Origin of the sequence: Paraburkholderia graminis C4D1M, from assembly GCF_000172415.1 — a bacterium.
Lineage (GTDB): Bacteria > Pseudomonadota > Gammaproteobacteria > Burkholderiales > Burkholderiaceae > Paraburkholderia > Paraburkholderia graminis.
The window spans coordinates 169,194-194,275 of the sequence record NZ_ABLD01000005.1 but is presented as its reverse complement, the minus strand read 5'-3'; the positions used below and the strand labels follow the sequence as shown (position 1 = coordinate 194,275).

Genomic DNA, 25,082 nt, shown 5'->3' with positions numbered 1-25,082 from the left:
CGTTCGCAAATAAAGGGGCGCATTTGTCCTATGCTTATGCGCAGCGCCTGCTGAGCGATGCGTCGCCCGTTTCCGGCTAACTTTTTGCCCCCAATGGAGTGCTTGCCATGCTGAAAAAGCTCGTGATGCTTTGCGTTGCTCTCGCGTTCTCGCTGTCGGCCGGATTCGCGGCAGCAGTGGAAGTCAACTCCGCCGATCAGGCGGCGCTCGAATCGGTCAAGGGCATCGGGCCCGCGCATGCGAAGGCGATCATCGAAGAACGCAGCAAGAACGGCCCGTTCAAGGACGCCGACGATCTGGCCGCGCGCGTCAAGGGCATCGGCAGCAAGTCGGTCGTGAATCTGGAAGCGGCGGGCCTGACGATCAACGGCTCGTCGACGCCGCCCACGGGTGCAAAGGCGGCCGCCAAACCTGCGGCTACGCCGTCCGCGGCCACGAAGCCGACGGAGACAAAGGCCGCGCCCACGGCTAATACGACCGCGACCGCGGCCACAACGCCGGCAACCGCGGCGCCGGCCACGCCTGTCGATGCTTCGGGTGCTAAGGCGTCGAAGTCCTCGAAGTCATCCAAGTCGTCGAAGAAGGCTAAGGAGGCCGCAGCGGCATCGGCGCCTGCTGGCACCGCTACTACCGCCACAACCACGGCCACCGCCGCCACGGCTGCAAGCGCGCCGGCCGACGCGTCGGGCGCCAAAGCATCGAAGAAGAAAGCGAAGAAGAGCAAAGCCGCGTCGGCAGCGGCGGCTTCCGGCGGCGCATAAAGAACCCGTCCGATGCAAACCGTGTCGGACATTGATCGAACAGCAAGGCAGTGCGCCGCGCAGCGATGTTTGCGCCGTGGGCGCACCCAGTGCAGCCGGCACAGTTGGCGCACCACGGGCACCACCGCACCGCACGCACTACCTTCTTTCCCCTCGACGCCGCGCAGCCGCGCGGCGCCTCACCCGCCGGCCCGTCATCGACGTGCCGGCATTCAAGAGAGACCCATCATGAGCCTACTCGATACCCTCGGTTCCCTGGTCGGTAAATCGCCCGAAGGCGGCGGCCAGGCAGCGCTGATCACAGCCGCACTCGAATTCGTCAACAGTCAGCCGGGCGGGCTGAACGGCCTGATCCAGCGCTTCCAGGAAAAGGCCCTCGGCGAGGTCGCATCGTCGTGGGTCAGCAACGGCGAGAATCAGCCGATCGCCGCCGACGCGCTGCATAGCGGGGCTCGGTTCCGACGCCGTCGCTGGGCTCGCGCGAAAGCGGCGTGCACGATCAGGTCACCGGGCTGCTCCGCACAAATCCTGCCGCACGTGTCAACGCGGCCACGCCGAGGCGAAGTGCCGCCGAAGCAAGCTGAACGCACGACCGTGCTGGCGCGCTCGGCGGTTTGTCGGCGCTGTTCGGCAAGAGCACGGCTGAGCGAATCGGGCTGGCGCGAGCGGCGTGAGCGATTGAAGCGCGCCTCGACGCACCGAGCGGACCGCTGAAGCAAGCGGCCCTGCCCGCGAACACGAGCAGCAAAAAAAAGCGGCAACGAAGTCACCTTCGTTGCCGCTTTGCCATCTACGCGCGCTTGATTACCGCGCGTGAGATCGTTCGTGACGTGTGGCTCAATGCACCACGCGCTCGAACACGAGGTTGCCGTCTTCCAGTTCGACCGGAATCACATCCTTCGGACCGAACTTGCCCGCCAGAATCAGCTTGGCGACCGGGTTCTCGATCTCCTGCTGGATCGCGCGCTTCAACGGCCGCGCGCCGAACAGCGGATCGTAGCCGACCTTGCCCACGTGCTCGAGCGCCTCGTCGGAGACCACCAGTTGCATGTCGAGCTTCGCGAGCCGGTCATGCAGACGCTGCAACTGAATCCGCGCGATGGACTGCACGTTCGAGCGGTCGAGCGCATGGAACACCACGACGTCGTCGATCCGGTTCAGGAACTCGGGCCGGAAGTGCAGCTTCACCTCCGTCCACACCGCGTCCTTCACGGCTTCCTGCGGCTCGCCGACCATCGCCTGGATGACCTGCGAACCCAGGTTCGACGTCATCACGATCACCGTGTTCTTGAAGTCCACGGTACGCCCTTGCCCATCGGTCATACGGCCGTCGTCGAGCACTTGCAGCAGCACGTTGAACACGTCCGGATGTGCCTTCTCGATTTCGTCGAGCAGGATCACGCTATACGGCTTGCGACGCACCGCTTCCGTCAGATAACCGCCCTCTTCGTAGCCGACATATCCCGGCGGCGCGCCGATCAGACGCGCGACGCTGTGCTTCTCCATGAATTCGCTCATGTCGATACGGATCAGATGATCTTCCGAATCGAACAGGAACGCCGCCAACGCCTTGCACAGCTCGGTCTTGCCCACGCCGGTCGGCCCGAGGAACAGGAACGACCCGTACGGACGGTTCGGATCGGACAGACCCGCGCGCGAGCGGCGGATCGCGTCGGCCACCGCGCTGATCGCCTCGTCCTGGCCGATCACGCGCTCATGCAGCTTGTCTTCGATCTGCAACAGCTTCTCGCGCTCGCCTTGCATCATCCGCGAGACCGGAATGCCGGTGGAGCGCGACACGACTTCCGCGATTTCCTCGGCGCCGACCTGCGTGCGCAACAGGCGCGGACGCGTCGGATTGTTCTGCTCCTTCGCCTCGGCCTGCGTCACTTCCTTCAGCTGCGCCTCGAGACCCGGCAGCTTGCCGTATTGCAATTCGGCGACTTTCTCGAGCTTGCCTTCGCGCTGCAAACGCGTGATTTCCGCACGCGTCTTGTCGATCTCTTCCTTCAACTGCGCGCTGCCCTGCACCGCTGCTTTTTCCGCGGTCCAGATTTCCTCGAGGTCCGAATACTCGCGATCGAGCCGCTCGATTTCCTCTTCGATCAGTTGCAGACGCTTTTGCGACGCTTCGTCCTTCTCTTTCTTGACGGCTTCGCGTTCGATCTTCAACTGGATCAGCCGACGGTCGAGCCGGTCCATTTCTTCGGGCTTCGAATCAATTTCCATCTTGATCTTCGACGCGGCTTCGTCGATCAGATCAATTGCCTTGTCCGGCAGGAAACGATCGGTGATGTAGCGATGCGACAGCTCGGCCGCCGCGACGATCGCCGGGTCGGTAATGTCCACGCCGTGATGCAGTTCGTACTTTTCCTGCAAGCCGCGCAGGATCGCGATCGTGGCCTCGACCGTCGGTTCGTCGACGAGCACCTTCTGGAAGCGGCGCTCGAGCGCGGCATCCTTCTCGATGTACTTGCGGTATTCGTCGAGCGTGGTCGCGCCGACGCAATGCAGTTCGCCGCGCGACAGCGCCGGCTTGAGCATGTTGCCCGCGTCCATTGCGCCTTCGGCCTTGCCCGCGCCGACCATCGTATGAATTTCGTCGATGAAGACGATGGTCTGCCCTTCGTCCTTCGCGATGTCGTTCAGCACGGCCTTCAGGCGCTCCTCGAATTCGCCGCGATACTTCGCGCCGGCGAGCAACGCGGCCATGTCGAGCGACAGCACGCGCTTGCCCTTGAGCGTCTCCGGCACTTCGCCATTGACGATGCGCTGCGCGAGCCCTTCGACGATCGCGGTCTTGCCCACGCCCGGCTCGCCGATCAGCACCGGATTGTTCTTGGTGCGGCGCTGCAGGATCTGAATGGCGCGCCGGATTTCGTCGTCACGGCCGATCACCGGGTCGAGCTTGCCGGCCCGCGCGCGCTCGGTCAGGTCGACCGTGTACTTCTTCAGCGCCTCGCGCTGGCTTTCGGCGTCCTGGCTGTGCACTTGCGAGCCGCCGCGCACCGCCGCAATCGCGCTTTCGAGCGACTTGCGCGACAAGCCATGCTGACGCGCGATGCGGCCGGCCTCGCCCTTGTCGTCGGCGACCGCGAGCAGAAACATTTCGCTCGCGATGAACGTGTCGTTGAGCTTCTGCGCTTCCTTGTCGGCCTGGTTTAGCAGTCCGGTCAACTCGCGGCCGATCTGCACATTGCCGTCGGTGCCCTGAACTTGCGGCAGACGCGTGATGGCGTCGTCGAGCGCGGTTTGCAGCGCCTGAACGTGCACGCCGGCGCGCGACAGCAGCGAACGCGCGGACCCGTCCTGCTGCGCGACGAGCGCGGCGAGGACGTGAACCGGTTCGATGTATTGATTGTCATGGCCGACCGCGAGACTCTGCGCGTCCGCCAGCGCTTCCTGGAATTTAGTGGTGAGTTTGTCGATTCTCATGCGAGACCTCCAATTTCGATTACCACCAAAATGAGGCGTTTTATTCAGGTTTCAAGCGCTTTTTTGTCCTCAGGACGTAGTTTTTAACGTTGCACGCGAAGAAAAATGCGCGACGCTTCGCGCGAGCCGCGTTCAGGCGACCGGCAGCGGGTTGTCGCTCGCCGGCTCGACGGGCACCGCCGGCACGACCGGGATTACCGTGCGTATGCCGAGCAAGGCCGCCAGCGGCCCTTGCGGACCCGCGACTTCATCGATCGTATGGCGATCGAGTTCGGCGAGAAAGGCGTTACGCGCGGCTTCCAGCACGTTGCGCAACCGGCATTGAGGCGTAATGACGCAAGGACGGCGTTCGCCGTTCTGGTCCGGCAGGCAGGCGACCAGCGCGAAGTCGCTTTCGGTCGCGCGCACGATCTCGCCGACCGTCAGCTTGCGGGTGCGCTCGGCAAGCCGCAAGCCGCCGTTACGGCCGCGCACGGTTTCCACCCAGCCCAGTTCGCTCAACTGCTGCACCACCTTCATCAGGTGGTTCTTGGAGACGCCGTACGCGTCGGAAATGTCCTGAATGGTCGACAAGCCCTCGCCGCGAATAGCGAGGTATAAAAGGACGCGCAGCGAATAATCGGTGTAATCGGTCAGTCTCATGGTTGCAGTATCACAATGAGCGCAAGCCGCGATCCGTGGGATAACCGCGTCGATGCAAGGGTTGCCGGGGGCCGCGGCTTCGCCATAAGATGCAGGGTTGGCACATGTTTAATTATGCTGCATCGATGAATCCGGGCCTTCGACGCCATGGTAACGTTTCGCGCCGCGCCTATTCACACCAAAAGCGCGCTATTTTGAGCTGACTTCCGCGGAACTGGTAGTTTTTATGGCAGTTCCGGACGCCCGGTGGCGCCCGGTGGCGCGCTTTGACGAATCGCAGCGCAATCGTCGCATATTTCTGGAACCCGCATGAAACCGTCTTTTCCGGCCGCGCCGGTTGTCGAGCGCGCCGCCGAGCCTACCGAAACGAACATCCGCGAGCTGGTGTACGCGTTTTATGACCGCGTGCGCGCCGATCCGCTGCTCGGGCCGGTGTTCGACGCAACGCTCGCGGGCCGCTGGGACGACCATCTGCCGAAGATGTGCACGTTCTGGGCGAGTCTCGTGCTCGGCGCGAAGCAGTACCGCGGCAATGTGCAGCAGGCGCATCAGCCGCTCGAGGGAGTCGAACCGCAGCATTTCAGCCGCTGGCTGTACCTGTTTCTCGACACCGTCGAATCGCGCTACGAGCCGGCTGCGGCCGTGCGCTTCATGGAACCGGCGCTGCGTATCGCGCAGAGCTTGCAGCTAAGCCGCTTCGGCTGGGACTACAAGATTCCGGCGGAACAGCAGGCGTTGCTCGAACGCGTGGCGCCGAAGCGGCCTCGGGCGGACGACGAACCGCATCTTCCGGAACGGCCCGCCGGGGAACCGTTTCCGACGCGCATTATCGGTAAATCGCGGGACGAGTGAGAGCGGTTGGCGCCGTGCCGAGCGAGCGCCCGGCGCTTACTCCAACCCGCCGTTGCCCGACTCGATGCCCCAGCGCGCAAGCGCCGCGTCATCGGTCACGCGGGCGTCGACCCAGCGCTCGCCCGCCTCAGTTTTTTCCTTCTTCCAGAACGGCGCCTGCGTCTTCAGATAATCCATCACGAATTCGCACGACGCGAATGCGTCGCCGCGATGTGAAGCGGTGGTCGCGACCAGCACGATCTGGTCGAGCGGATAAAGCTTGCCGACGCGGTGCACGATCAGCACCTCGATGCCCGGCCAGCGCTCGCGCGCGCTCACGATGATCGCTTCAAGCGACTTCTCGGTCATGCCCGGATAGTGCTCGAGTTCCATCGCCTCAACGGTGCTGCCGTCGTTCAGATCACGCACCGTGCCGACGAAACACGCCACCGCGCCGACCTTCGGATTGCGGGCGCGCAACGCGGCGACCTCGGCGGTGAGATCGAAATCTTCGGTCTGGACACGAACGGGCATAGCGGGCTCCTTGCGGCTCAACCGCCCGTGACGGGTGGGAAGAACGCGACCTCGCAGCCTTCGGTGATGCGCGTGCCGGCGTCGGTCATCACGTGATTGCAGGCCATGCGCAGCGCGCGGCCTTCGGCCAGCGTGTCGGCCCAGATGCCGCCGCGCACGCGCAGCCATGCGCGCACGTCGCCGACGGTCGCGATGCCCTCGGGCACCTCGACGGTTTCGTCGGCCAGGCCGAGCGCTTCACGCACGCTCGCGAAATATCGCAGTTGAATCTTCATGGGATGCCGCCGGCTCAGCCGGCCTCAATTCAGCAATTCGGAAAAAGGGATGAAGCGCACGGTTTCGCCCGCGCTGATCGCGTGATTGGGCGGATTGTCGATCAGCCCGTCGCCCCATACCGTCGACGTCAGCACGGCCGAGCTCTGGTTCGGGAACAGATCGAGGCCGCCCTCGGCATTGATGCGCGCCCGCAGGAATTCATTGCGGCGATCGGCCTTGCTCTGCGTGAAGTCCGCGCGCAGCGACAGCGCGCGCGGCACGACGGCCTGCACGCCGGCAAGACGCAGAATGAACGGACGCACAAACAGCAGGAAAGTGACGAAGCTCGATACGGGGTTGCCTGGCAGGCCGATGAAAAACGTCTCGGCTGAAGGGGCAGCGGGAGCCGCGGCTGAATCTTTTGCCGAGCCGCTGTCCGCGCCGCGGCGCACCGCGCCGAACGCCAACGGCTTGCCCGGCTTCATCGCGATCTGCCACATCGCGAGGCGCCCTTCCGCCTCGACGGCCGGCTTCACATGATCTTCCTCGCCGACCGACACGCCGCCGCACGTCAGAATCAGGTCGTGCGCCTGCGCGGCTTCGCGCAGCGTGGCGCGCGTCGCATCCAGACTATCGGCGACGATGCCGAAATCGCTCACCTCGCAGCCGAGCTTCTCGAGCAGGCCACGCAGCGTGAAGCGATTCGAGTTGTAGATCGCGCCGGGCTTGAGCGGCTCGCCAGGCATGGTCAGTTCGTCGCCGGTAAAGAACACGGCGACTTTCACGCGACGGCGCACGGGCAGTTCCGCGCAACCGACGGACGCCGCGAGCCCGAGCGCCTGCGGCGTGAGCCGCGTGCCGGCCGGCAGGATCACCGAGCCGCTGCGGATGTCCGCGCCTTGTGCGGTAATCCATTCGCCCGGCTGCGGGCTGTGCAGGATAGTGACTTCGTCGGCGGCGGCTTCCGTTTGCTCCTGCATCACGACCGCGTCCGCGCCCGGCGGCACGGTCGCGCCGGTGAAAATGCGCGCCGCCGTGCCCGGCTTCAGCGGCTCGGGCGCGTGGCCGGCGGGAATGCGTTGCGATACCGGCAGGCGGCGGTTGACGTGAGCCGTCAGGTCGGCGGTGCGGATCGCGTAGCCGTCCATTGAACTCGTGTTCATGGGCGGCACGTCGAGCGGCGACACGACGTCGGCCGACAGCACCCGGCCCGACGCTTCGAGCGTCGGAACCGACTCGCTGCCGTCGACGGCGCGCGCGGCGCCGAGCAGGGTCGCGAGTGCGTCGGCAGTGGCGAGCATCGGAGCGCGGGGCGTGGGAGTGGACATCTGTGGTTTCAGGCCGCTGGTCAAAAGAACATTGTAGCGGGCCAACGGCGAGCCCTGTCGGGTCGGCGATGCTGGCGCCGACCCGCCCTTCGATACTCAGGCGCCCGTATTCGCGGCAATGAAGTCCTTCACGCGCTGCGCGTCCGCCGGCAACACTTCGAAGCGCTGCGGCAGCGACTCCAGTCCCGCGAACGCCGCCGGACGCTCCGGTTCGCGCAGCAGCGCTTCGCGAATCGTTTCGCCGAATTTGATCGGCTGCGCGGTCTCCAGCACGATCATCGGAATGCCCGGCTGCAGATGTTCGCGCGCGACCTTCAGGCCGTCGGCGGTATGCGTGTCGATCATCGTGTCGTAGCGCTGGAACACGTCGCGGATCGCCTCGACGCGATCGTCGTGACTGCTGCGGCCCGACACGAAACCGAACTCCTTCACGCGCGCAAAGTCGCCGCTCGCCGCAAGGTCGAACCCGCCCTTTTCCTCGACGTCGCGGAACAGTTGCAGCACGCGCGACGGATCGCGGCCGAGCAGATCGAACACGAAGCGCTCGAAGTTCGACGCCTTCGAAATGTCCATGCTCGGGCTGCTGGTGTGATACGTCTCGGCCGCCTTGCGCACGCGATAGATGCCGGTGCGGAAGAACTCGTCGAGCACGTCGTTTTCGTTCGTGGCGACCACGAGCTTTTCGATCGGCAGACCCATCATGCGCGCGATGTGCCCTGCGCACACGTTGCCGAAGTTGCCCGACGGAACCGTGAACGACACGCGCTCGTCGTTGCTCTTCGTCGCCGCGAAGTAGCCCTTGAAGTAGTAGACGACCTGCGCGACGACGCGCGCCCAGTTGATCGAATTGACCGTGCCGATCTTGTACTGCGCCTTGAACGCGTGATCGTTCGACACCGCTTTCACGATGTCCTGGCAGTCGTCGAACACGCCCTCGACCGCGAGATTGAAGATGTTCGGGTCTTGCAGGCTGTACATCTGCGCGGTTTGAAACGCGCTCATTTTCTTGTGCGGCGACAGCATGAACACGCGAATGCCCTGCTTGCCGCGCATCGCGTATTCGGCGGCGCTGCCGGTGTCGCCCGAAGTCGCGCCGAGAATGTTCAGCGTTTCGCCATGCTTCGCGAGCGCGTATTCGAACAGGTTGCCGATCAACTGCATCGCCATGTCCTTGAACGCGAGCGTCGGACCGTTCGACAATTCGAGCAGCGACAGCGGCGCGCCGTTTTCGACGCCAAGCGTTTTGAGCGGCGTGATCTGCGCGGCGCTTTCGTCGTCGCGCACGTTGCTGTACGTGGCCGCCGTGTACGTTTTGCGCGTGAGCGCGCGCAGGTCTTCGGCGGGAATGTCGTCGCTGAACTTCGACAGAATTTCGAAGGCGAGGTCCGCGTACGGCAGCGTGCGCCAGCGCGTGAGTTCGTCGGCGCTGACGCGCGGATAGTCGGCCGGCAGATAGAGGCCGCCGTCTTTCGCGAGACCGCCGAGCAGGATTTCGGAGAAGGTGTGGCGCTCGCCGGCTCCGGCGCCGCGCGTTGACAGGTAGTTCATAGTTGGCCTAGTTCAGCGCTTCCATGCGCAGCTTCGTGACTTGCGAGACAACGGTCTTCAATGCTTCGATCGTTTTGATCGCCGCGTTGACGTGCTTTTCGACCGTTTCGTGCGTGATCAGGATGATGTCGGTCTCGCCCTTGCCGTTGGCGTCGACCTGCTCCGATTCCTTCTGCAGCAGCGCGTCGATCGAGATACCCGTGTCGGCCAGAATGCGCGTGATGTCAGCCAGCACGCCGGTCACGTCGGCAACGCGCAGACGCAGGTAATAGCCGCTCGTCACTTCGTCGATGGGCAGAATCGGCGTGTTCGACAGACGGTCCGGCTGGAAAGCCAGATGCGGCACGCGATGCTCGGGGTCGGCCGTGTGCAGGCGCGTCACGTCGACCAGATCGGCGACGACCGCCGACGCCGTGGGCTCCGCGCCCGCGCCCTTGCCGTAGTAAAGGGTGGTGCCGACCGCGTCGCCGTGCACGACGACCGCGTTCATCGCGCCTTCCACGTTGGCGAGCAGCCGCTTGGCCGGGATCAGCGTGGGATGCACGCGCAATTCGATGCCCTTGTCGGTACGGCGCGCGATGCCGAGCAGCTTGATGCGATAGCCGAGTTCCTCGGCGTATTTGATGTCGATCGCGGCGAGCTTGCTGATGCCCTCCACATACGCGCGGTCGAACTGCACCGGCACGCCGAACGCGATCGCGCTCATGATCGTCGCCTTATGCGCGGCGTCGATGCCTTCGATGTCGAAGGTCGGGTCGGCTTCGGCGTAGCCCAATTCCTGCGCGGCCTTCAGCGCGGTCGCGAAGTCGAGCCCGCGGTCGCGCATTCCGAAAGAATGTAGTTCGTCGTGCCGTTGATGATGCCCGCGATGTACTGAATCTGATTGGCCGTCAAGCTTTCGCGCAGCGCCTTGATGATCGGGATGCCGCCCGCGACCGCCGCCTCGAACGCGACCATCACGCCGTTCGCGCGCGCCGCCTCGAAGATCTCGGTGCCGTGCACGGCGAGCAGCGCCTTGTTGGCCGTGACCACGTGCTTGCCGTTGCCGATTGCGCGCAGCACGAGGTCGCGCGCCACGCCGGTGCCGCCGATCATTTCCGCGATGATGTCGATCGACGGATCGTCGACCACCGCGTTGAAGTCGTCGGTCAGCGCGACGCTCGCGGCTTGCGCGCCGAGCGCCGCCGTCGCCTTGGCCGGATTGCGCACGGCGATGCGCGCAATCTCGATGCCGCGGCCCGCGCGACGTTTGATTTCATCCTGATTGCGGCGCAGTACCGTGAAGGTGCCGCTGCCTACCGTGCCGAAGCCCAGCAGTCCAACTTTGATCGGTTCCATGCAGCGTGGTGTCGTGTAGTGATTAAGGGAATTCGGGTGCCGGTTGGCCGGTGCGCGCAGCGGACAGATCACGCGTTGCGCACCGTATTGTGCGCTACGCCGTGTGACGTTTGCGATAACCGTCGAGGAAGCGCGCGATCCGGTTGATGGAATCGGCCAGATCGTCGACGTTCGGCAGGAACACGACGCGGAAATGATCCGGCGTCTTCCAGTTAAAGCCGGTGCCCTGCACGAGCAGCACGCGCTCCTCCAGCAGCAGGTCGAGGATGAACTGCTGGTCGTTCTCGATCGGATAAATCTTCGGATCGAGGCGCGGGAACATGTAGAGCGCGCTCGGCTCACGCAGCTCACGCCGGGATCGCGTCAGCATGTCGTACGCGAGCTCGCGCTGCTTGTAGAGGCGCCCGCTCGGCACAATCAGGTCGTTGATGCTCTGATAGCCGCCGAGCGCGGTCTGGATCGCATACTGGCCGGGCACGTTCGGGCACAGGCGCATGGAAGCGAGAATGCCGAGCCCTTCGAAGTAGTCTTTCGCGTTGCGACGGTTTTCGCCGGTGAGACCCGAAATGAACATCCAGCCGGCGCGGTAGCCGCACGAGCGGTAGCTCTTGGACAGGCTGTTGAACGTGACGGTCAGCACGTCTTCGGACAGCGCGGCCATCGACGTGTGCGTCTTGCCGTCGTAGACAATCTTGTCGTAGACCTCGTCGGCGAAAATCACGAGGCCGTGCTGGCGCGCGATTTCGATGAGGCCGAGCAGCAGTTCGTCGGAATACAGCGCGCCGGTCGGGTTATTCGGATTGATGACGACGAGCGCGCGCGTATTCGGCGTGATTTTCGCGCGGATGTCGTCGAGGTCCGGCATCCAGCGGTTCGATTCGTCGCAGATGTAGTGCACGGGCGTGCCGCCCGCGAGGCTCACGCCGGCCGTCCACAGCGGATAGTCGGGCGCGGGCAGCAGCACTTCGTCGCCGTCGTTCAGCAACCCCTGAAGCGCCATCACGATCAGCTCGGACGCGCCATTGCCGATGTAGATGTCGTCCAGCTCGACGCCGTGCACGCCCTTTTGCTGCGTGTAATGCATGATCGCCTTGCGCGCGGCGAACACGCCCTTGGAGTCCGAGTAACCGGACGAACCAGGCAGATTCAGGATCATGTCCTGAATGATTTCGTCCGGCGCTTCGAAGCCGAACGGCGCCAGGTTGCCGATGTTCAGCTTGATGATGCGATGGCCTTCTTCTTCGAGCCGCTTCGCATGTTCGAGGACGGGCCCGCGAATGTCGTAGCAGACATTCAACAACTTGTTGGATTTGAGAATCGGTTTCACGGCGGGCACTTCATCCTGGTTAAAGGGCATTGAGGGCTTCAAGGCTTGAGCTCGGGGCTGGCGGCGAACGGCTCGGCCAACCGGCTCGGGCGAACAAATCGACGGACCGGGCAGGCTCGCCGATTGCGGAATTCGGGTGCGGCAACGCCGCGGGGCCGCCCGGGGTCGGGCCGCCCATGGTGGACGAAAGCGGGCGGAACCAGGTAGGTAGCCGGTGGGTCGCACCCCGAACCCTAGCGCCACTTGTGACGGCGCATGAGCAGGGGCGCCGCGAGGCGGCTAAAAAGTTATAATTTAGCGGATTTTGGCCGACTTCCGCAATGCACCAGGCGTAACGGGAGCCTTTTGGGCCCTTTCCTGTCCCACTCGTGTAGAACCGCCCTGCTCGCCCCTCGTGCGATCAGGCCTTCAACACGCATGATGTCTCGCGACGACTTCGGAAAACGAATTTGAAATTACATCAGGATTCCAGCGGCGCCCTCAATACCGTCACCGGTTACGGCGCCGGCTATGTCGAAATCAATCTGGTGCGTCACGCGGGCAGCCTTCTCGTGCTGCCGGACGCGCCTGTCATCCCCTGGCCGGTTACGTCTTTCGAGCAGTTGAGCGCCGAGCTTTTCGCGATGCTGGTCGAGCCCGCGCCCGAGGTCGTGATATTCGGCAGCGGCGAGCGGCTGCGCTTTCCGCATCCGCGCCTGACGGCGGCGCTCACCGCGAAGCGCATCGGCGTCGAAACCATGGACTTCAAGGCCGCCTGCCGCACGTACAACATTCTGATGGCCGAGGGCCGCAAGGTTGCGGCTGCGCTGCTGATCGAAGGCTAGCGCGGCAGCCGACGCGCCTCCCGCGCGCGCCCAGGCTCGCCCTCGCCGCGTCACGCCCGATCACGTACACTGCGCGCCATCCGCGCGAGGCCGGCTGCGTGCCGCCATCTCCGAATAACAACGCGGCGCCGCGCGAGCGGCGTCGCCAGAAAGGTTTGAATCCATGAACGATACGCCGTCGAGGCTACCGCTCAACCGCACCGCCATCCTGCTGCTGGTGCTCGCCCTTGCCGTCATCTGGTTCGTGCCGCTCGGCTGGCGCCATCTGCTGCCGAGCGACGAAGGCCGCTACGCCGAAATGGCCCGCGAGATGTTCGTCACCGGCGACTGGATCACGCCGCGCTACAACGGCTACAAGTACTTCGAGAAACCGCCGCTGCAAACCTGGGCGAACGCGCTGACGTTCGCGTGGTTCGGCATCGGCGAATGGCAGGCGCGGCTCTATACGGCGCTGACCGGCTTTGCCGGCGTGCTGCTGATCGGCTACACCGGCGCGCGCGTGTTCAATGCGGCGACCGGCGTGTTCGCCGCGCTCGTGCTGGCGACCTCGCCGTACTGGAACCTGATGGGCCACTTCAACACGCTCGACATGGGCCTGTCGTTCTGGATGGAGCTCACGCTCTGCGCGTTGCTGCTCGCGCAGCGCCCCAACCTCAAGACTTCGTGCGAGCGCGGCTGGATGTGGCTGTGCTGGGGCTCGATGGCGCTCGCTGTGCTGTCCAAGGGTCTCGTCGGCGTGATTCTGCCGGGCGCGGTGCTGGTGCTTTACACGCTGATCGCGCGCGACTGGGTGGTGTGGAAGCGTCTGCATCTGATCGGCGGCCTGATCGTGTTCTTCGCGATCGTCACGCCGTGGTTCGTGCTGGTGCAGCAGCGCAATCCGGAATTCCTCAATTTCTTTTTCATCGTCCAGCAGTTCAAGCGCTATCTGACGCCTGAGCAGAACCGCCCCGGAGCGTTCTACTACTTTGTGCCGGTGCTAATTATCGGTTTCCTGCCGTGGCTTTCGGTGACGGTGCAAAGCGTGCGTCACGCGTGGCGTCTGCCGCGTCAGCCGAACGGCTTCGCGCCCGTCACGATGATGCTCGTCTGGACCGGCTTCATCTTCCTGTTCTTCAGCGCGTCGCACTCCAAGCTGCTGTCGTACACGCTGCCGATCGCGCCGGCCATCGCGCTGCTGATCGGCATGTATCTGCCGCTCGTCACGCGCGAGCAGTTGCGCCGCCATCTGACCGGCTATGTGCTGTTTCTCGTAGTCGCCGCGTTTGCCGCGCTGTTCCTGCCGCGCTTCGGCAGCGCGCGCAATCCGGCCGAGCTGTATGCCGAGTACCGCACGTGGGTGCTCGCGGCGCTCGCCGTCGCCTTCGTGCTGACGCTCGCCGCGCTGTGGCTGAATCGCCGCGGCCGCGCGAGCAGTCTCGGCGCCATCGCCAGTTTCGGCGCGGCATGGCTGCTGCTCGGCACGATCGCCGGCACGGGCCACGACGTGTTCGGCCGCCTCAGTTCCGGCGCGCCGCTCGCGCCCGCGATCAAGGCGCAAATGGCGAAACTGCCTGCCGACACGCCGTTTTACTCGGTCGGCGTGCTGGATCACACGTTGCCGTTCTACATCGGCCATACGATGACGATGGTCGAGCATCCCGACGAACTGGCGTTCGGCGTTTCGGTGGAACCGCAGAAATGGCTGCCTTCGGTGCAGGCATGGGTCGAGCGCTGGAAGGCCGACCGCTACGCGCTCGCGCTCATTCCGCCGTCCACCTACGACACGCTTCTCAAGCAGGGCCTGCCGATGCAGGTCATCGCACGCGATTCGCGCCGCGTCGTCGTGATGAAGCCGCTCGCGGCGGGAACGGCGGGCGCGGCGGCCGCGGCGCTGGAAAAACCGCAGCAGTGACCCCATATCAGGACCTGAACATTCGATGAACCCGATTTCCCTCTTTTGCATTCTTGCCGGCGTCACGTTGAACGCCGGTGCGCAGTTGTTGCTCAAAGCCGGTACGAATGCCGTTGGACACTTCGAATTCACCCGTGCGAACATCCTGCCGATCGCCTTTCGACTTGCGACGCAGCCGCCGATCATCGGCGGGCTGGCGTGCTATGTGATCAGCGTCGTCGTGTGGATCGTCGGGCTGTCGCGCGTGGACGTGTCGATCGCGTATCCGATGCTGTCGCTCGGCTACATCGTCAATGCGTTCGCCGCGTGGTATCTGTTCGGCGAAGTGCTGTCGGTGCACAAGCTCGTCGGCATCGGCGTGATTCTGGTCGGCGTGGTGATACTCGCGCGCAGCTAGGCGCGTCGCGTGGAACGCCGTGGCAAGCGCCGCGGCAAACGCCGCGGCAAACGCCGGGGTAAAGACAGCGTAAGCCGGCATCCATGCCGGCTAAGCAAAATGTAAGGTTCATCGCGGTATGCTCCGCGGTTGCACCCTTTTTCGGCCTTGGCCTCGAATCGCGCGCAGTATGTATCCACAGCGCCGTTCGGGCCCCGGCTTCATTGATCGAGCGAAGCATTCATGACCCAGTCAACCGTTGCGTCTCTGCCCTTCCTGCCGTTCGTCAAACCGGAAATCGACGAAGAAACGATTCAGGGCGTAGCCGATGTGCTGCGCTCCGGCTGGATCACCACGGGCCCGCAAAACCAGAAATTCGAGGCGGCGCTCTCCGAATTCTGCGGCGGCCGTCCGGTGCGCACGTTCAATTCCGGCACGGCGACGCTCGAAATCGGTCTGCGCATTGCAGGCGTCGGCGAAGGCGACGAAGTGATCACGACGCCCGCCTCGTGGGTGTCGACCAGCAACGTGATCTACGAAGTCGGCGCGACGCCGGTGTTCGCCGACATCGACCCGGTCACGCGCAACATCGACCTCGACAAGCTCGAGCAGGCGATCACGCCGCGTACCAAGGCGCTGATCCCCGTCTATCTGTCCGGCCTGCCCGTCGACATGGACCGCCTGTACGCGATCGCTCGCGCGCACAAGCTGCGCGTGGTCGAAGACGCCGCGCAGGCGTTCGGCTCGACATGGAACGGCAAGCGCATCGGCGCGATCGGCGACATGGTCTCGTTCAGCTTTCACGCGAACAAGAACCTCACGTCGATCGAAGGCGGCGCGCTCGTGCTGAACAATGAGGACGAAGCCGTGCTCGCGCAAAAGTACCGGCTGCAAGGCATCACACGCACGGGTTTCGACGGCATGGACTGCGACGTGCTCGGCGGCAAGTACAACCTGACGGACGTCGCCGCGCGCGTCGGCCTCGGTCAATTGCCGCATCTGGAACGCTTTCTCGCGCAGCGCAGGAAACTCGCGCACGCGTACTTCGCCGGCTTCGAGGGCGGCGCGGCACAGAAGCTCGGCGTCGGCCTGCCGTTCGCCGACTTCGAGAACAGCAACTGGCACATGTTCCAGATCACGCTGCCGCTCGACAAGCTTTCCATCGACCGCGCGGGTTTCATGAGTCAATTGAAAGACCGCGGCATCGGCTCGGGCGTGCACTATCCTGCGATTCACCTGTTCTCGCTGTATCGCGCGCGCGGCTTTACGGAAGGCATGTTCCCGCACGCCGAGCGTTTCGGCGCGACGAACGTCACCCTACCGCTCTTCACGCTGATGAACGAAGGCGACGTGCAGCGCGTCTGCCGCGCAGTCAATGAAATTTGCGAACAATACGGAAAATAAGCGGAAATGATTTATACGGAACAACGCGCCGTCACACCGGAAGTGTCGATCATCATTCCGGTGTACAACGAGGAAGCCGGGCTGGGCGCGCTCTTCGCGCGACTCTATCCGGCGCTCGACGCGCTCGGCACGTCGTATGAAGTGATCTTCATCAACGACGGCAGCCGCGACAAATCCCCCGCGCTGCTCGCCGAGCAGTTCCGCGCGCGCCCCGACACGACCCGCGTGATCCTGCTGAACGGCAACTACGGGCAGCACATGGCGATTCTCGCGGGCTTCGAGCAGTCGCGCGGCGAGATCGTCATCACGCTCGACGCCGATCTGCAAAATCCGCCGGAAGAAATCGGCAAGCTCGTCTCGAAGATGCGCGAAGGCTTCGACTACGTCGGCACGATTCGTCTGCAACGCCAGGACAGCTTGTGGCGCCGCAAGGCTTCGCGCGCGATGAACCGTCTGCGCGAGCGCATCACGCGCATCAAGATGACCGACCAGGGCTGCATGCTGCGCGCGTACAGCCGGCACATCATCGACACGATCAATCGCTGCGGCGAAATCAACACGTTCATTCCGGCGCTCGCGTACACGTTCGCGCAGAATCCGGTCGAGATCGAAGTGGCGCACGAAGAGCGCTTCGCGGGCGAATCCAAGTACTCGCTGTATTCGCTGATCCGCCTGAACTTCGACCTCGTGACCGGCTTCTCGGTCGTGCCGCTGCAGTGGCTGTCGTTCATCGGCGTGATCCTGTCGCTCGGCTCCGCGGCGCTGTTCGTGCTGCTGCTGATTCGCCGCTTCATCATCGGCGCGGAAGTTCAGGGCGTGTTCACGCTGTTCGCCATTACGTTCTTCCTGCTCGGCGTGATTATCTTCGCGCTCGGGCTGCTCGGCGAATACATCGGGCGGATCTATCAGCAGGTGCGCGCCCGTCCGCGTTATCTCGTGCAGACCATCCTCGAAGAGCGCAATGGCACGGCGGTGGCCGACATGCCGCGTCAAACCGTCGTGCAGGCTGTTCAACCGGCGCCGATTGTCGACCAGCGCGATCACCGCGACCAGGGCCCGAACCGATGAAACCGCGCGCCGTCGTATTCGCGTATCACAACGTCGGCGTGCGCTGCCTGCAGGTGCTGCTCGCGCGCGGCGTGGACGTGGCGCTCGTCGTCACTCACGAAGACAGTCCGACCGAGAACATCTGGTTTGGCAGCGTCGCGAGCGTGGCGGCCGAGCACGGCATTCCCGTCGTGACGCCCGCCGATCCGAAAAGCCCGGAACTGCGCGCGGCGGTGAGCGCGGCGCGGCCGGACTTCATCTTCTCGTTCTACTACCGCCATATGTTGCCGGTCGACGTGCTCGCGCTCGCCGCGCGCGGCGCCTACAACATGCACGGCTCGCTGCTGCCGAAGTACCGCGGCCGCGTGCCGACCAACTGGGCGGTGCTGCACGGCGAAACCGAAACCGGCGCGACGCTGCACGAAATGGCCGCCAAGCCGGACGCGGGCGCGATCGTCGCGCAAACGCCGGTGCCGATCCTGCCCGACGACACCGCCGCGCAAGTGTTCGACAAGGTCACCGTGGCCGCCGAGCAGACGCTGTGGCGCGTGCTGCCCGCGCTGCTGGCGGGCGAGGCGCCGCATCTGCCGAACGATCTGTCGCACGGCAGCTACTACGGCGGGCGCAAGCCGGAAGACGGCCGCATCGACTGGAGCCAGCCGGCGCAGCAGGTCTACAACCTGATTCGCGCGGTCGCGCCGCCCTATCCCGGCGCGTTTACCGACGTCGGCGGCCGGCGTTTTGTTGTTGCGCGCGCACGCCTCGCGACACCCGGCGCGCTTCGCCCGGATTTGCCGCCGGGCCTGCACGTAAGCGATAATGCCGTTTTCGCGATATGCGGCGACGGTCGCGCGATCGCCATCCACGAATTGCGGCACCAGCACGACGGCACCGAAACTGTCGTCACTCCGGCCGAATTCGCCCAGCTCATTCAAACTCCCCGACCTTTATGAAGAAAGTCCTGATCCTGGGTGTGAACGGCTTTATCGGCCATCACCTGTCCAAACGCATTCTCGAAACGACCGATTGGGAAGTCTTCGGGATGGACATGCAGACCGAACGTCTGGGCGATCTCATCAATCATGAGCGGATGCACTTCTTCGAAGGCGACATCACGATCAACAAGGAGTGGGTCGAATATCACGTCAAGAAGTGCGATGTGATTCTGCCGCTGGTCGCGATCGCGACGCCCGCCACTTACGTGAAGCAGCCGCTGCGCGTGTTCGAACTCGACTTCGAGGCGAACCTGCCCATCGTGCGTTCGGCGGTCAAGTACGGCAAGCACCTGGTGTTTCCGTCGACGTCCGAGGTCTACGGCATGTGCACGGACGAGCAGTTCGATCCGGAAGAATCGCAGTTGTCGTACGGCCCGATCAACAAGCCGCGCTGGATCTACGCGTGCTCGAAGCAGTTGATGGACCGCGTGATCTGGGGCTACGGCATGGAGGGCCTGAACTTCACGCTGTTCCGTCCGTTCAACTGGATCGGCCCGGGCCTCGACTCGATCTACACGCCGAAGGAAGGCAGCTCGCGCGTGGTCACGCAGTTCCTCGGCCACATCGTGCGCGGCGAGAACATCAGCCTCGTCGACGGCGGCGCGCAAAAACGCGCGTTCACGGATATCGACGACGGCATCGGCGCGCTGATGAAGATCATCGACAACAAGAACGGCGTCGCGACGGGCAAGATCTACAACATCGGCAATCCGACCAACAACTTCTCGGTGCGCGAACTCGCGCACAAGATGCTGACGTTGGCCGCGGAATTCCCGGAATACGCCGAGACCGCGAAAAAAGTGCAACTGGTCGAGACGTCGTCGGGCGCGTACTACGGCGCGGGCTATCAGGACGTGCAAAACCGCGTGCCGAAGATCGACAACACGATGCAGGAACTCGGCTGGGCGCCGAAGTCGACCTTCGACGAAGCGCTGCGCAAGATTTTCGAAGCGTATCGCGGCCACGTCGCCGAAGCGCGCGCGCTCGTCGAGCAGCAATAAGGGCTGATCCTTGGCCCGTATCGTCCTGAAGATCGACGTCGACACGCTGCGCGGCACACGCGAAGGCGTGCCGAACCTCGCGCGTATTTTCGATCGCTTCAAGGCGCGCGCCACTTTCCTCTTTAGCCTCGGGCCCGACCACACCGGTTGGGCGATGCGCCGCGTGCTGCGGCCGGGCTTTCTGAAGAAGGTGTCGCGTACGTCGGTGGTCGAGCACTACGGCATCAGGCAACTGATGTACGGCGTGCTGCTGCCGGGGCCGGATATCGGCGTGAAGGCGTCGGCGGACATGCGCGCGATTCACGAAGCCGGTTTCGAATGCGGCATTCACACGTGGGACCACGTCTATTGGCAGGACAACGTGCGCTCGAAAGATCGCGGATGGACCGCGGCGCAAATGCAGCAAAGCCATGATCGTTTCGTCGATATTTTCGGCGCGCCGCCGCTCACGCATGGCGCGGCCGGCTGGCAGATGAACGGCCACGCGTTCGAGCAGATCGACGCGTGGGGCATGCACTACGCGTCCGACGGCCGCGGGCATTCGCCGTATCTGCCGGTCGTCGACGGCAAGACGCTTGCGCATGTGCAGATGCCGACCACGCTGCCCACGCTCGACGAAGTGCTCGGCGTGAACGGCGTGGACGAACACAACGTGGCCGCGTTCATGCTGAAGCACACGGAAAACAATCCGCACGATCAGGTCTTCACGCTGCACGCGGAACTCGAAGGGCAAAAGCTCGCGCCGATCTTCGAACAGTTGCTGAACGGCTGGCGCGCGCAAGGCCATACGTTTGCGACCATGGGCGACTATTACGCGGCGCTGGACCGCGGCGCGCTGCCATCGTACCCTGTTACGTGGGGCGAAATTCCAGGGCGCTCCGGCGAGTTGATCGTCCAGCCGTGACGGGTCGGTCGGCACACTTCCAGTCGACGCAGCCTTCGTTGCCATCCGGTTGGTATTCGATTACAGACCGGCAGACTGCCCTGATGCCCAGCCGCCACGCGAGACTATGCGCGCACCGGTAGCCCCTCCCCCAAAAAGTTTCGATGCCAGGCCCGCGCCGCCCTAACGCGCACGCCGACCATAACAACCCGGAGAACCTCGTGCCCATCGCAGTCGATAAACCCATCCCCGACTTCACCGCTGCCGCTACCGGAGGCGAGATCACGCTGTCCGGCCTGCGGGGTAAGAAGGTGGTGCTGTACTTTTATCCGAAGGACAACACGCCGGGCTGCACGACCGAAGGTCTGCAGTTTCGCGATCTGTATCCGAAGTTCAAGAAGGCCGGCGCCGAAATTCTGGGCGTCTCGCGCGACAGCCTGCGCTCGCATGACAATTTCAAGGCGAAGCTCGAATTGCCCTTCCCCTTGATCTCGGACCCGGAAGAAAAACTGTGCGCGCTCTTCGGCGTCATCAAAATGAAGAAAATGTATGGCAAAGAAGTGCGGGGAATCGAGCGCTCCACGTTCCTCATCGACGCTGACGGCGTGCTGCGGCAGGAGTGGCGCGGCGTGAAAGTGCCGGGCCATGTCGACGAAATTCTGGAGGCTGTACAAGCGCTTTGAGGCGCGTTATATTGGGTTGCAATGAGTGCCTGTCCACCCCAAATATTTCGTCGCTGCGCAAGACTTGACGGTCATATCGCCGTCGTCGCCCTCATCGGGACTGGCGGAGTCGTCAGGCGCAACGCGAACACCGTAGGCGAGCCGCTTGCCCCGTACGACGGGGCGGCGGCTTTTTTAATTGCGCGCAGCCGTTCGTTCATTCGGCCACGCGTTTCCGTTAAGGAGCCGATCGAAGACCAGGCGAACCGGCATCTCTAGACCGAATGCGCGCCTCCGGGCGCAAACTGCGTGCGCAACATCGGCACCGGCAGAATGCGACAGGCGGCGCACGATATGCGACCCGATAATTTCGAGGGAAACCATGCCTTTGCCTACCCCCCCGAGCAAGCTCGGCAATCTCCTGCCCCCTGACGAATACAAGGCCAAGGCCGCCACGCCGGCGCGCTCCGCCGCGAAGAAACAGGCCGAGGGAGAATCCGCGGAGCCGGCCGACTACGGCCGCGCGAATGTCGCCACGCCCATGGCGCACGCCGCCAATGCCGCGACCACCTTGCGGCCGGTGCCGGCATCGTCGGCTGCCGCCACCGCGTCCGCCGCAGGCGAGGCCGCGCAGTCACGCGGCGCGTCGGGCTCCGGGCGCAAGACCCGGCAAACCGCCGCGCTGCTGCAGCCGGTTCCCGCAGCGCGTCCGCAGGCCGAGCCCGCTGTCGAGCCGTCCGCCGAACCGCAGCCGGCCATCGCGCGCAAGCCAGGCGCGAAGCAACCCGCCGCCAGCGCGCCCGCTGTCGCGCCAACCGCGCGCGGCACGAGCAAAAAACGCGGCACGGACGCCCAGTTGGTCGAGATGCAAAAGCTCTTCGTGCTCGACACCAACGTGCTGATGCACGATCCAAGCTGCCTGTTCCGTTTCGAGGAGCACGACGTCTATCTGCCGATGATGACGTTGGAGGAACTCGACAACCACAAGAAAGGCATGTCGGAAGTCGCGCGTAACGCCCGTCAGGTGAGCCGCACGCTCGACGCGCTGGTGGCGAACGCGGGCAACATGTCCGACGGCATTTCGCTCGCGCGGCTCGGCAGCCGCGAGGCTTCCGGGCGCCTCTACTTCCAGACGAAGCTGACGGCGATCGAACCGGTCGAGGGCTTGCCGGAAGGCAAGGCCGACAATCAGATTCTCGGCGTGGTGCGCGCGTTGCAGCGCGACCGGTCGGATCGCCAGGTCGTGCTGGTGTCGAAAGACATCAACATGCGCATCAAGGCGCATGCGCTCGGCTTGCCCGCTGAAGACTACTTCAACGACCAGGTGCTCGAGGACAGCGATCTGCTGTATTCGGGCATCCGCGCGCTGCCGCAGGACTTCTGGACCCGCCATGCGAAGGGCATGGAGAGCTGGCAGGACACCAAGACCGGCACCACGTATTACCGCGTGACCGGGCCGCTGTGTCCGTCGATGCTCGTCAACGAGTTCGTGTATCTCGAGCCGCAGAACGGCGAGCCGGCGTTTCATGCGCTCGTGCGCGAACTCAACGGCAAGACGGCGTTGCTGCAAACGCTGCGCGATTACGGCCATCACAAGAACAACGTGTGGGGCATCACCGCGCGCAACCGCGAGCAGAATTTCGCGCTGAACCTGTTGATGAATCCGGAGATCGACTTCGTCACGCTGCTCGGCCAGGCCGGCACCGGTAAGACGCTGGTGGCGCTCGCGGCGGGGCTCGCGCAGGTGCTTGACGACAAGCGCTACAACGAGATCATCGTGACGCGCGCGACCGTACCCGTCGGCGAGGACATCGGCTTCCTGCCCGGCACTGAAGAGGAAAAGATGCAGCCGTGGATGGGTGCATTCGACGACAACCTCGAAGTGCTGCAGAAAACCGACGACGCCGCGGGCGAATGGGGCCGCGCCGCGACCCAGGAACTGATCCGTTCGCGCCTGAAGATCAAGAGCATGAACTTCATGCGCGGCCGGACGTTCGTGGACAAGTATCTGATCATCGACGAGGCGCAAAACCTGACACCCAAGCAGATGAAGACGCTGGTCACGCGCGCCGGGCCGGGCACGAAGATCATTTGCCTCGGCAATATCGCGCAGATCGACACGCCTTATCTGACGGAAGGCAGTTCGGGTCTGACGTACGTGGTCGACCGTTTCAAGGGTTGGGCGCACAGCGGGCACGTGACGCTGGCGCGCGGCGAGCGTTCGCGCCTCGCCGACTACGCATCGGAAATCCTTTAAAGATCAACCGGCTGGCCGTCAGGCCGGTTACCGCTCAAGCCGCGCCCCGCTTTGCCGGGGCGCGGTTTTTTTATGGCTGCGGCGTCTTTGGCAGGCAACACTTAGCGTGTGAACTTCAAGTAATTTGTCAAGAATTCTTGCCGGTTGCGCGTTTCACCGGCTACCATCCGGACATCGTCCGCCTTTAAACGAGCGTTTACCGCCTTCCCTTTCATGCGCCGACTCGCCCTCTCGCTACTGACCGTCGTGCTGCTCGCCGCGTGTGCCGGCGCGCCGCAGAAGACGTCGTCGCGCGCGGGAAGCTCCGTCGTCGTCGCAAACGGGGCGTATCGGCCGCCGCCGCCGGGCTTTCCGAACTTCGTGGACCACAGCATCGGCCGCGAGGAGATTTCCATTCAGGCGATGAGCCTCGTCGGCGTGCCCTACCGCTGGGGCGGCAACACGCCCGATAGCGGTTTCGATTGCAGCGGCCTGGTTCGCTACGTGGTCGCGCGCGCGGCTTCGGTGAATTTGCCGCGCACGACCGCGGATATGAGCGGACGCGGCGAATCGGTCGAACCCGACGAGATAGCGCCGGGCGATCTGATCTTCTTCAACACGACTGGACGCCCGCACTCGCATGTGGGCATCTACGTGGGCAAGCTGCGCTTCGTGAATGCGCCGTCGACGGGCGGCACGGTGCGGCTCGACTACCTGACCAATCCGTACTGGGCAAAGCGCTTCGACGGCATCCGCCGTATGGCCGGCCCGGCCGCCAAGCCGGCGCCGTTCGACGCGCCGAGCTATCAGGCTGCGGCGCCGCAGCCTGAGCGCTCCGCTGCGACTGGCTACGGCAGCGATCAAGGCGGTGCCCGCGCGAGCGCCGCGAATACGCCGTCTGTGACGGCGAAGACGGGTTCGGACTACGCCGCCGATGCTGGGCTTTCGCAAACCACCACGGCTCGGGTTGCCGGACAACCGCGAGTGACATCGAACGCGACTGGCGATTCGGCCGCGCTCTCGACGGTCTCAACGGCAGCGACCCGCGCGCCGCAAGCCGATCCGTTCGAGCCGCCGCCGCCCGCGATGACCGCAGCGCAATTGCAGGCCCGCGCGGCCGGCGCCGTCTCGCCGACGCCGGTTGCGTCGACGCGGGCAAGCGCCTATGGCAGCAACAACGACAGCGGCGGCAGTGGAACGCCCGTTCAAGCGCAATCGACAGCCACAGCGCGCGCGATGCCGCAGACGGCGAGCGCCGCTACACCGGACGCCATCGATGCAGCCGCCGACGCTTTCGAACCGCCGCCACCGGCTTCGATCGCCGCCCGCCAGGCGCGCCTTGCGCAGCAGACTCAACAGACGGGGCAAGCCCAGCGCGCAGGTGAAGCACAGGCGGATGACGGCGCCGTGCAAATCATGCGCGCCTCGACGGCCTCGCGACCCACACCCGCTCCTTCGCAGACCAACGACGACCCGATCGCCCGTTTCGCCAACGGCAAGTTCTAGCGCAAAAGCGGCGAACCCAGCACGCGCCAACGCGCGCCCCCCTATACATGCTGGTTAGTTGCCTGGAGCACAAAGCATCCGCCATCTGCAGTACCGTCAATTTGCTTCGCAATGCTGATAAATACGCGAACTAAACGCGCACACATTGTCCCAGCGATGAATCGGATTCGTCCGATCGGCACGTCCAGAAACACCGCGCGCAGCCTGGCTCGGTCAGCACGCGGACGCCGCCGATCTGCTATCGTCATCGGTATT

The 25,082-nt window shown here is 64.4% G+C and carries 20 protein-coding genes and 2 pseudogenes; 14 read left to right on the top strand and 8 right to left on the bottom strand.

What is annotated here, in order from left to right; translation table 11 throughout:
- Window positions 1–107: 107 nt before the first annotated feature.
- Together BGRAMDRAFT_RS11230 and BGRAMDRAFT_RS33230 are read left to right on the top strand one after the other, a co-directional pair.
- A complete protein-coding gene (locus tag BGRAMDRAFT_RS11230; protein WP_006048853.1) occupies window positions 108–761 on the top strand; it encodes a ComEA family DNA-binding protein in 654 nt (217 codons plus the stop codon).
- A 228-nt stretch (window positions 762–989) separates the two neighbouring features.
- Window positions 990–1,435, top strand: a pseudogene (locus BGRAMDRAFT_RS33230) (YidB family protein).
- A gap of 163 nt (window positions 1,436–1,598) precedes the next feature.
- On the opposite strand, the gene clpB reads toward BGRAMDRAFT_RS33230, so the two are convergent.
- Complete coding sequence (gene clpB, locus BGRAMDRAFT_RS11220; protein WP_006048851.1) at window positions 1,599–4,196, bottom strand: ATP-dependent chaperone ClpB; 2,598 nt, start codon at window positions 4,194–4,196, stop codon at window positions 1,599–1,601.
- Between the two features lie 132 nt (window positions 4,197–4,328).
- Window positions 4,329–4,838, bottom strand: a complete 510-nt coding sequence (locus BGRAMDRAFT_RS11215; RefSeq protein WP_006048850.1) for an Rrf2 family transcriptional regulator — start codon at window positions 4,836–4,838, stop codon at window positions 4,329–4,331.
- 309 nt (window positions 4,839–5,147) lie between these two features.
- Here BGRAMDRAFT_RS11215 and BGRAMDRAFT_RS11210 point away from each other — a divergent pair, with 309 nt between their 5' ends.
- The gene (locus BGRAMDRAFT_RS11210) at window positions 5,148–5,690 is read left to right on the top strand and encodes a group III truncated hemoglobin (RefSeq protein WP_006048849.1); all 543 of its coding nucleotides are present in this window, start codon (window positions 5,148–5,150) and stop codon (window positions 5,688–5,690) included.
- Window positions 5,691–5,726: 36 nt separating this feature from the next.
- Here the strand turns inward: BGRAMDRAFT_RS11210 and BGRAMDRAFT_RS11205 are convergent, their stop codons facing one another.
- The 6 genes and pseudogenes from BGRAMDRAFT_RS11205 to BGRAMDRAFT_RS11180 all read right to left on the bottom strand — a co-directional run bounded on the left by BGRAMDRAFT_RS11205 (window position 5,727) and on the right by BGRAMDRAFT_RS11180 (window position 12,029).
- Window positions 5,727–6,203, bottom strand: coding sequence for a molybdenum cofactor biosynthesis protein MoaE (locus BGRAMDRAFT_RS11205; protein ID WP_006048848.1), 477 nt, complete (start codon window positions 6,201–6,203; stop codon window positions 5,727–5,729).
- Between the two features lie 17 nt (window positions 6,204–6,220).
- Complete coding sequence (gene moaD / locus BGRAMDRAFT_RS11200; RefSeq protein WP_006048847.1) at window positions 6,221–6,478, bottom strand: molybdopterin converting factor subunit 1; 258 nt, start codon at window positions 6,476–6,478, stop codon at window positions 6,221–6,223.
- Window positions 6,479–6,502: 24 nt separating this feature from the next.
- On the bottom strand, window positions 6,503–7,759 hold the full coding sequence (locus BGRAMDRAFT_RS11195; protein ID WP_006048846.1) for a molybdopterin molybdotransferase MoeA: 1,257 nt from the start codon (window positions 7,757–7,759) through the stop codon (window positions 6,503–6,505).
- Window positions 7,760–7,882: 123 nt separating this feature from the next.
- Complete coding sequence (thrC, locus tag BGRAMDRAFT_RS11190) at window positions 7,883–9,334, bottom strand: threonine synthase (RefSeq protein WP_006048845.1); 1,452 nt, start codon at window positions 9,332–9,334, stop codon at window positions 7,883–7,885.
- Window positions 9,335–9,341: 7 nt separating this feature from the next.
- Window positions 9,342–10,672 (bottom strand): annotated as a pseudogene (locus BGRAMDRAFT_RS11185) (homoserine dehydrogenase).
- 94 nt (window positions 10,673–10,766) lie between these two features.
- The gene (locus tag BGRAMDRAFT_RS11180; RefSeq protein WP_006048842.1) at window positions 10,767–12,029 is read right to left on the bottom strand and encodes a pyridoxal phosphate-dependent aminotransferase; all 1,263 of its coding nucleotides are present in this window, start codon (window positions 12,027–12,029) and stop codon (window positions 10,767–10,769) included.
- 419 nt (window positions 12,030–12,448) lie between these two features.
- On the opposite strand from BGRAMDRAFT_RS11180, the gene BGRAMDRAFT_RS11175 reads away from it, so the two are divergent.
- The 11 genes from BGRAMDRAFT_RS11175 (at window position 12,449) to BGRAMDRAFT_RS11125 (ending at window position 24,827) form a co-directional block, all read left to right on the top strand.
- Window positions 12,449–12,823: an Mth938-like domain-containing protein gene (locus BGRAMDRAFT_RS11175; protein ID WP_006048841.1), complete on the top strand. Its 375-nt coding sequence runs from the start codon at window positions 12,449–12,451 to the stop codon at window positions 12,821–12,823.
- A 163-nt stretch (window positions 12,824–12,986) separates the two neighbouring features.
- A complete protein-coding gene (locus BGRAMDRAFT_RS11170; RefSeq protein WP_006048840.1) occupies window positions 12,987–14,717 on the top strand; it encodes a glycosyltransferase family 39 protein in 1,731 nt (576 codons plus the stop codon).
- A 25-nt stretch (window positions 14,718–14,742) separates the two neighbouring features.
- Window positions 14,743–15,114, top strand: coding sequence for an SMR family transporter (locus tag BGRAMDRAFT_RS11165; protein ID WP_006048839.1), 372 nt, complete (start codon window positions 14,743–14,745; stop codon window positions 15,112–15,114).
- Between the two features lie 222 nt (window positions 15,115–15,336).
- Window positions 15,337–16,497, top strand: a complete 1,161-nt coding sequence (locus BGRAMDRAFT_RS11160) for a DegT/DnrJ/EryC1/StrS family aminotransferase (protein WP_006048838.1) — start codon at window positions 15,337–15,339, stop codon at window positions 16,495–16,497.
- A gap of 6 nt (window positions 16,498–16,503) precedes the next feature.
- Window positions 16,504–17,565 carry a glycosyltransferase gene (locus tag BGRAMDRAFT_RS11155; RefSeq protein ID WP_006048837.1) on the top strand — a complete coding sequence of 354 codons (1,062 nt, stop codon included), beginning with the start codon at window positions 16,504–16,506 and terminating at the stop codon, window positions 17,563–17,565.
- Window positions 17,562–18,497, top strand: coding sequence for a formyltransferase (locus BGRAMDRAFT_RS11150; protein WP_006048836.1), 936 nt, complete (start codon window positions 17,562–17,564; stop codon window positions 18,495–18,497). The genes BGRAMDRAFT_RS11155 and BGRAMDRAFT_RS11150 overlap by 4 nt, the downstream gene beginning before the upstream one ends.
- Window positions 18,494–19,540: a bifunctional UDP-4-keto-pentose/UDP-xylose synthase gene (locus BGRAMDRAFT_RS11145; protein WP_006048835.1), complete on the top strand. Its 1,047-nt coding sequence runs from the start codon at window positions 18,494–18,496 to the stop codon at window positions 19,538–19,540. The genes BGRAMDRAFT_RS11150 and BGRAMDRAFT_RS11145 overlap by 4 nt, the downstream gene beginning before the upstream one ends.
- Before the next feature lie 10 nt (window positions 19,541–19,550).
- A complete protein-coding gene (locus BGRAMDRAFT_RS11140) occupies window positions 19,551–20,444 on the top strand; it encodes a polysaccharide deacetylase family protein (RefSeq protein WP_006048834.1) in 894 nt (297 codons plus the stop codon).
- A gap of 200 nt (window positions 20,445–20,644) precedes the next feature.
- Window positions 20,645–21,106 (top strand): peroxiredoxin, encoded by a 462-nt coding sequence (locus BGRAMDRAFT_RS11135; protein ID WP_044020841.1) that lies wholly within the window; start codon window positions 20,645–20,647, stop codon window positions 21,104–21,106.
- Between the two features lie 361 nt (window positions 21,107–21,467).
- Window positions 21,468–23,342 (top strand): PhoH family protein, encoded by a 1,875-nt coding sequence (locus tag BGRAMDRAFT_RS11130; protein ID WP_006048832.1) that lies wholly within the window; start codon window positions 21,468–21,470, stop codon window positions 23,340–23,342.
- Between the two features lie 213 nt (window positions 23,343–23,555).
- Window positions 23,556–24,827 carry a C40 family peptidase gene (locus BGRAMDRAFT_RS11125; RefSeq protein ID WP_006048831.1) on the top strand — a complete coding sequence of 424 codons (1,272 nt, stop codon included), beginning with the start codon at window positions 23,556–23,558 and terminating at the stop codon, window positions 24,825–24,827.
- Window positions 24,828–25,082: the final 255 nt, after the last annotated feature.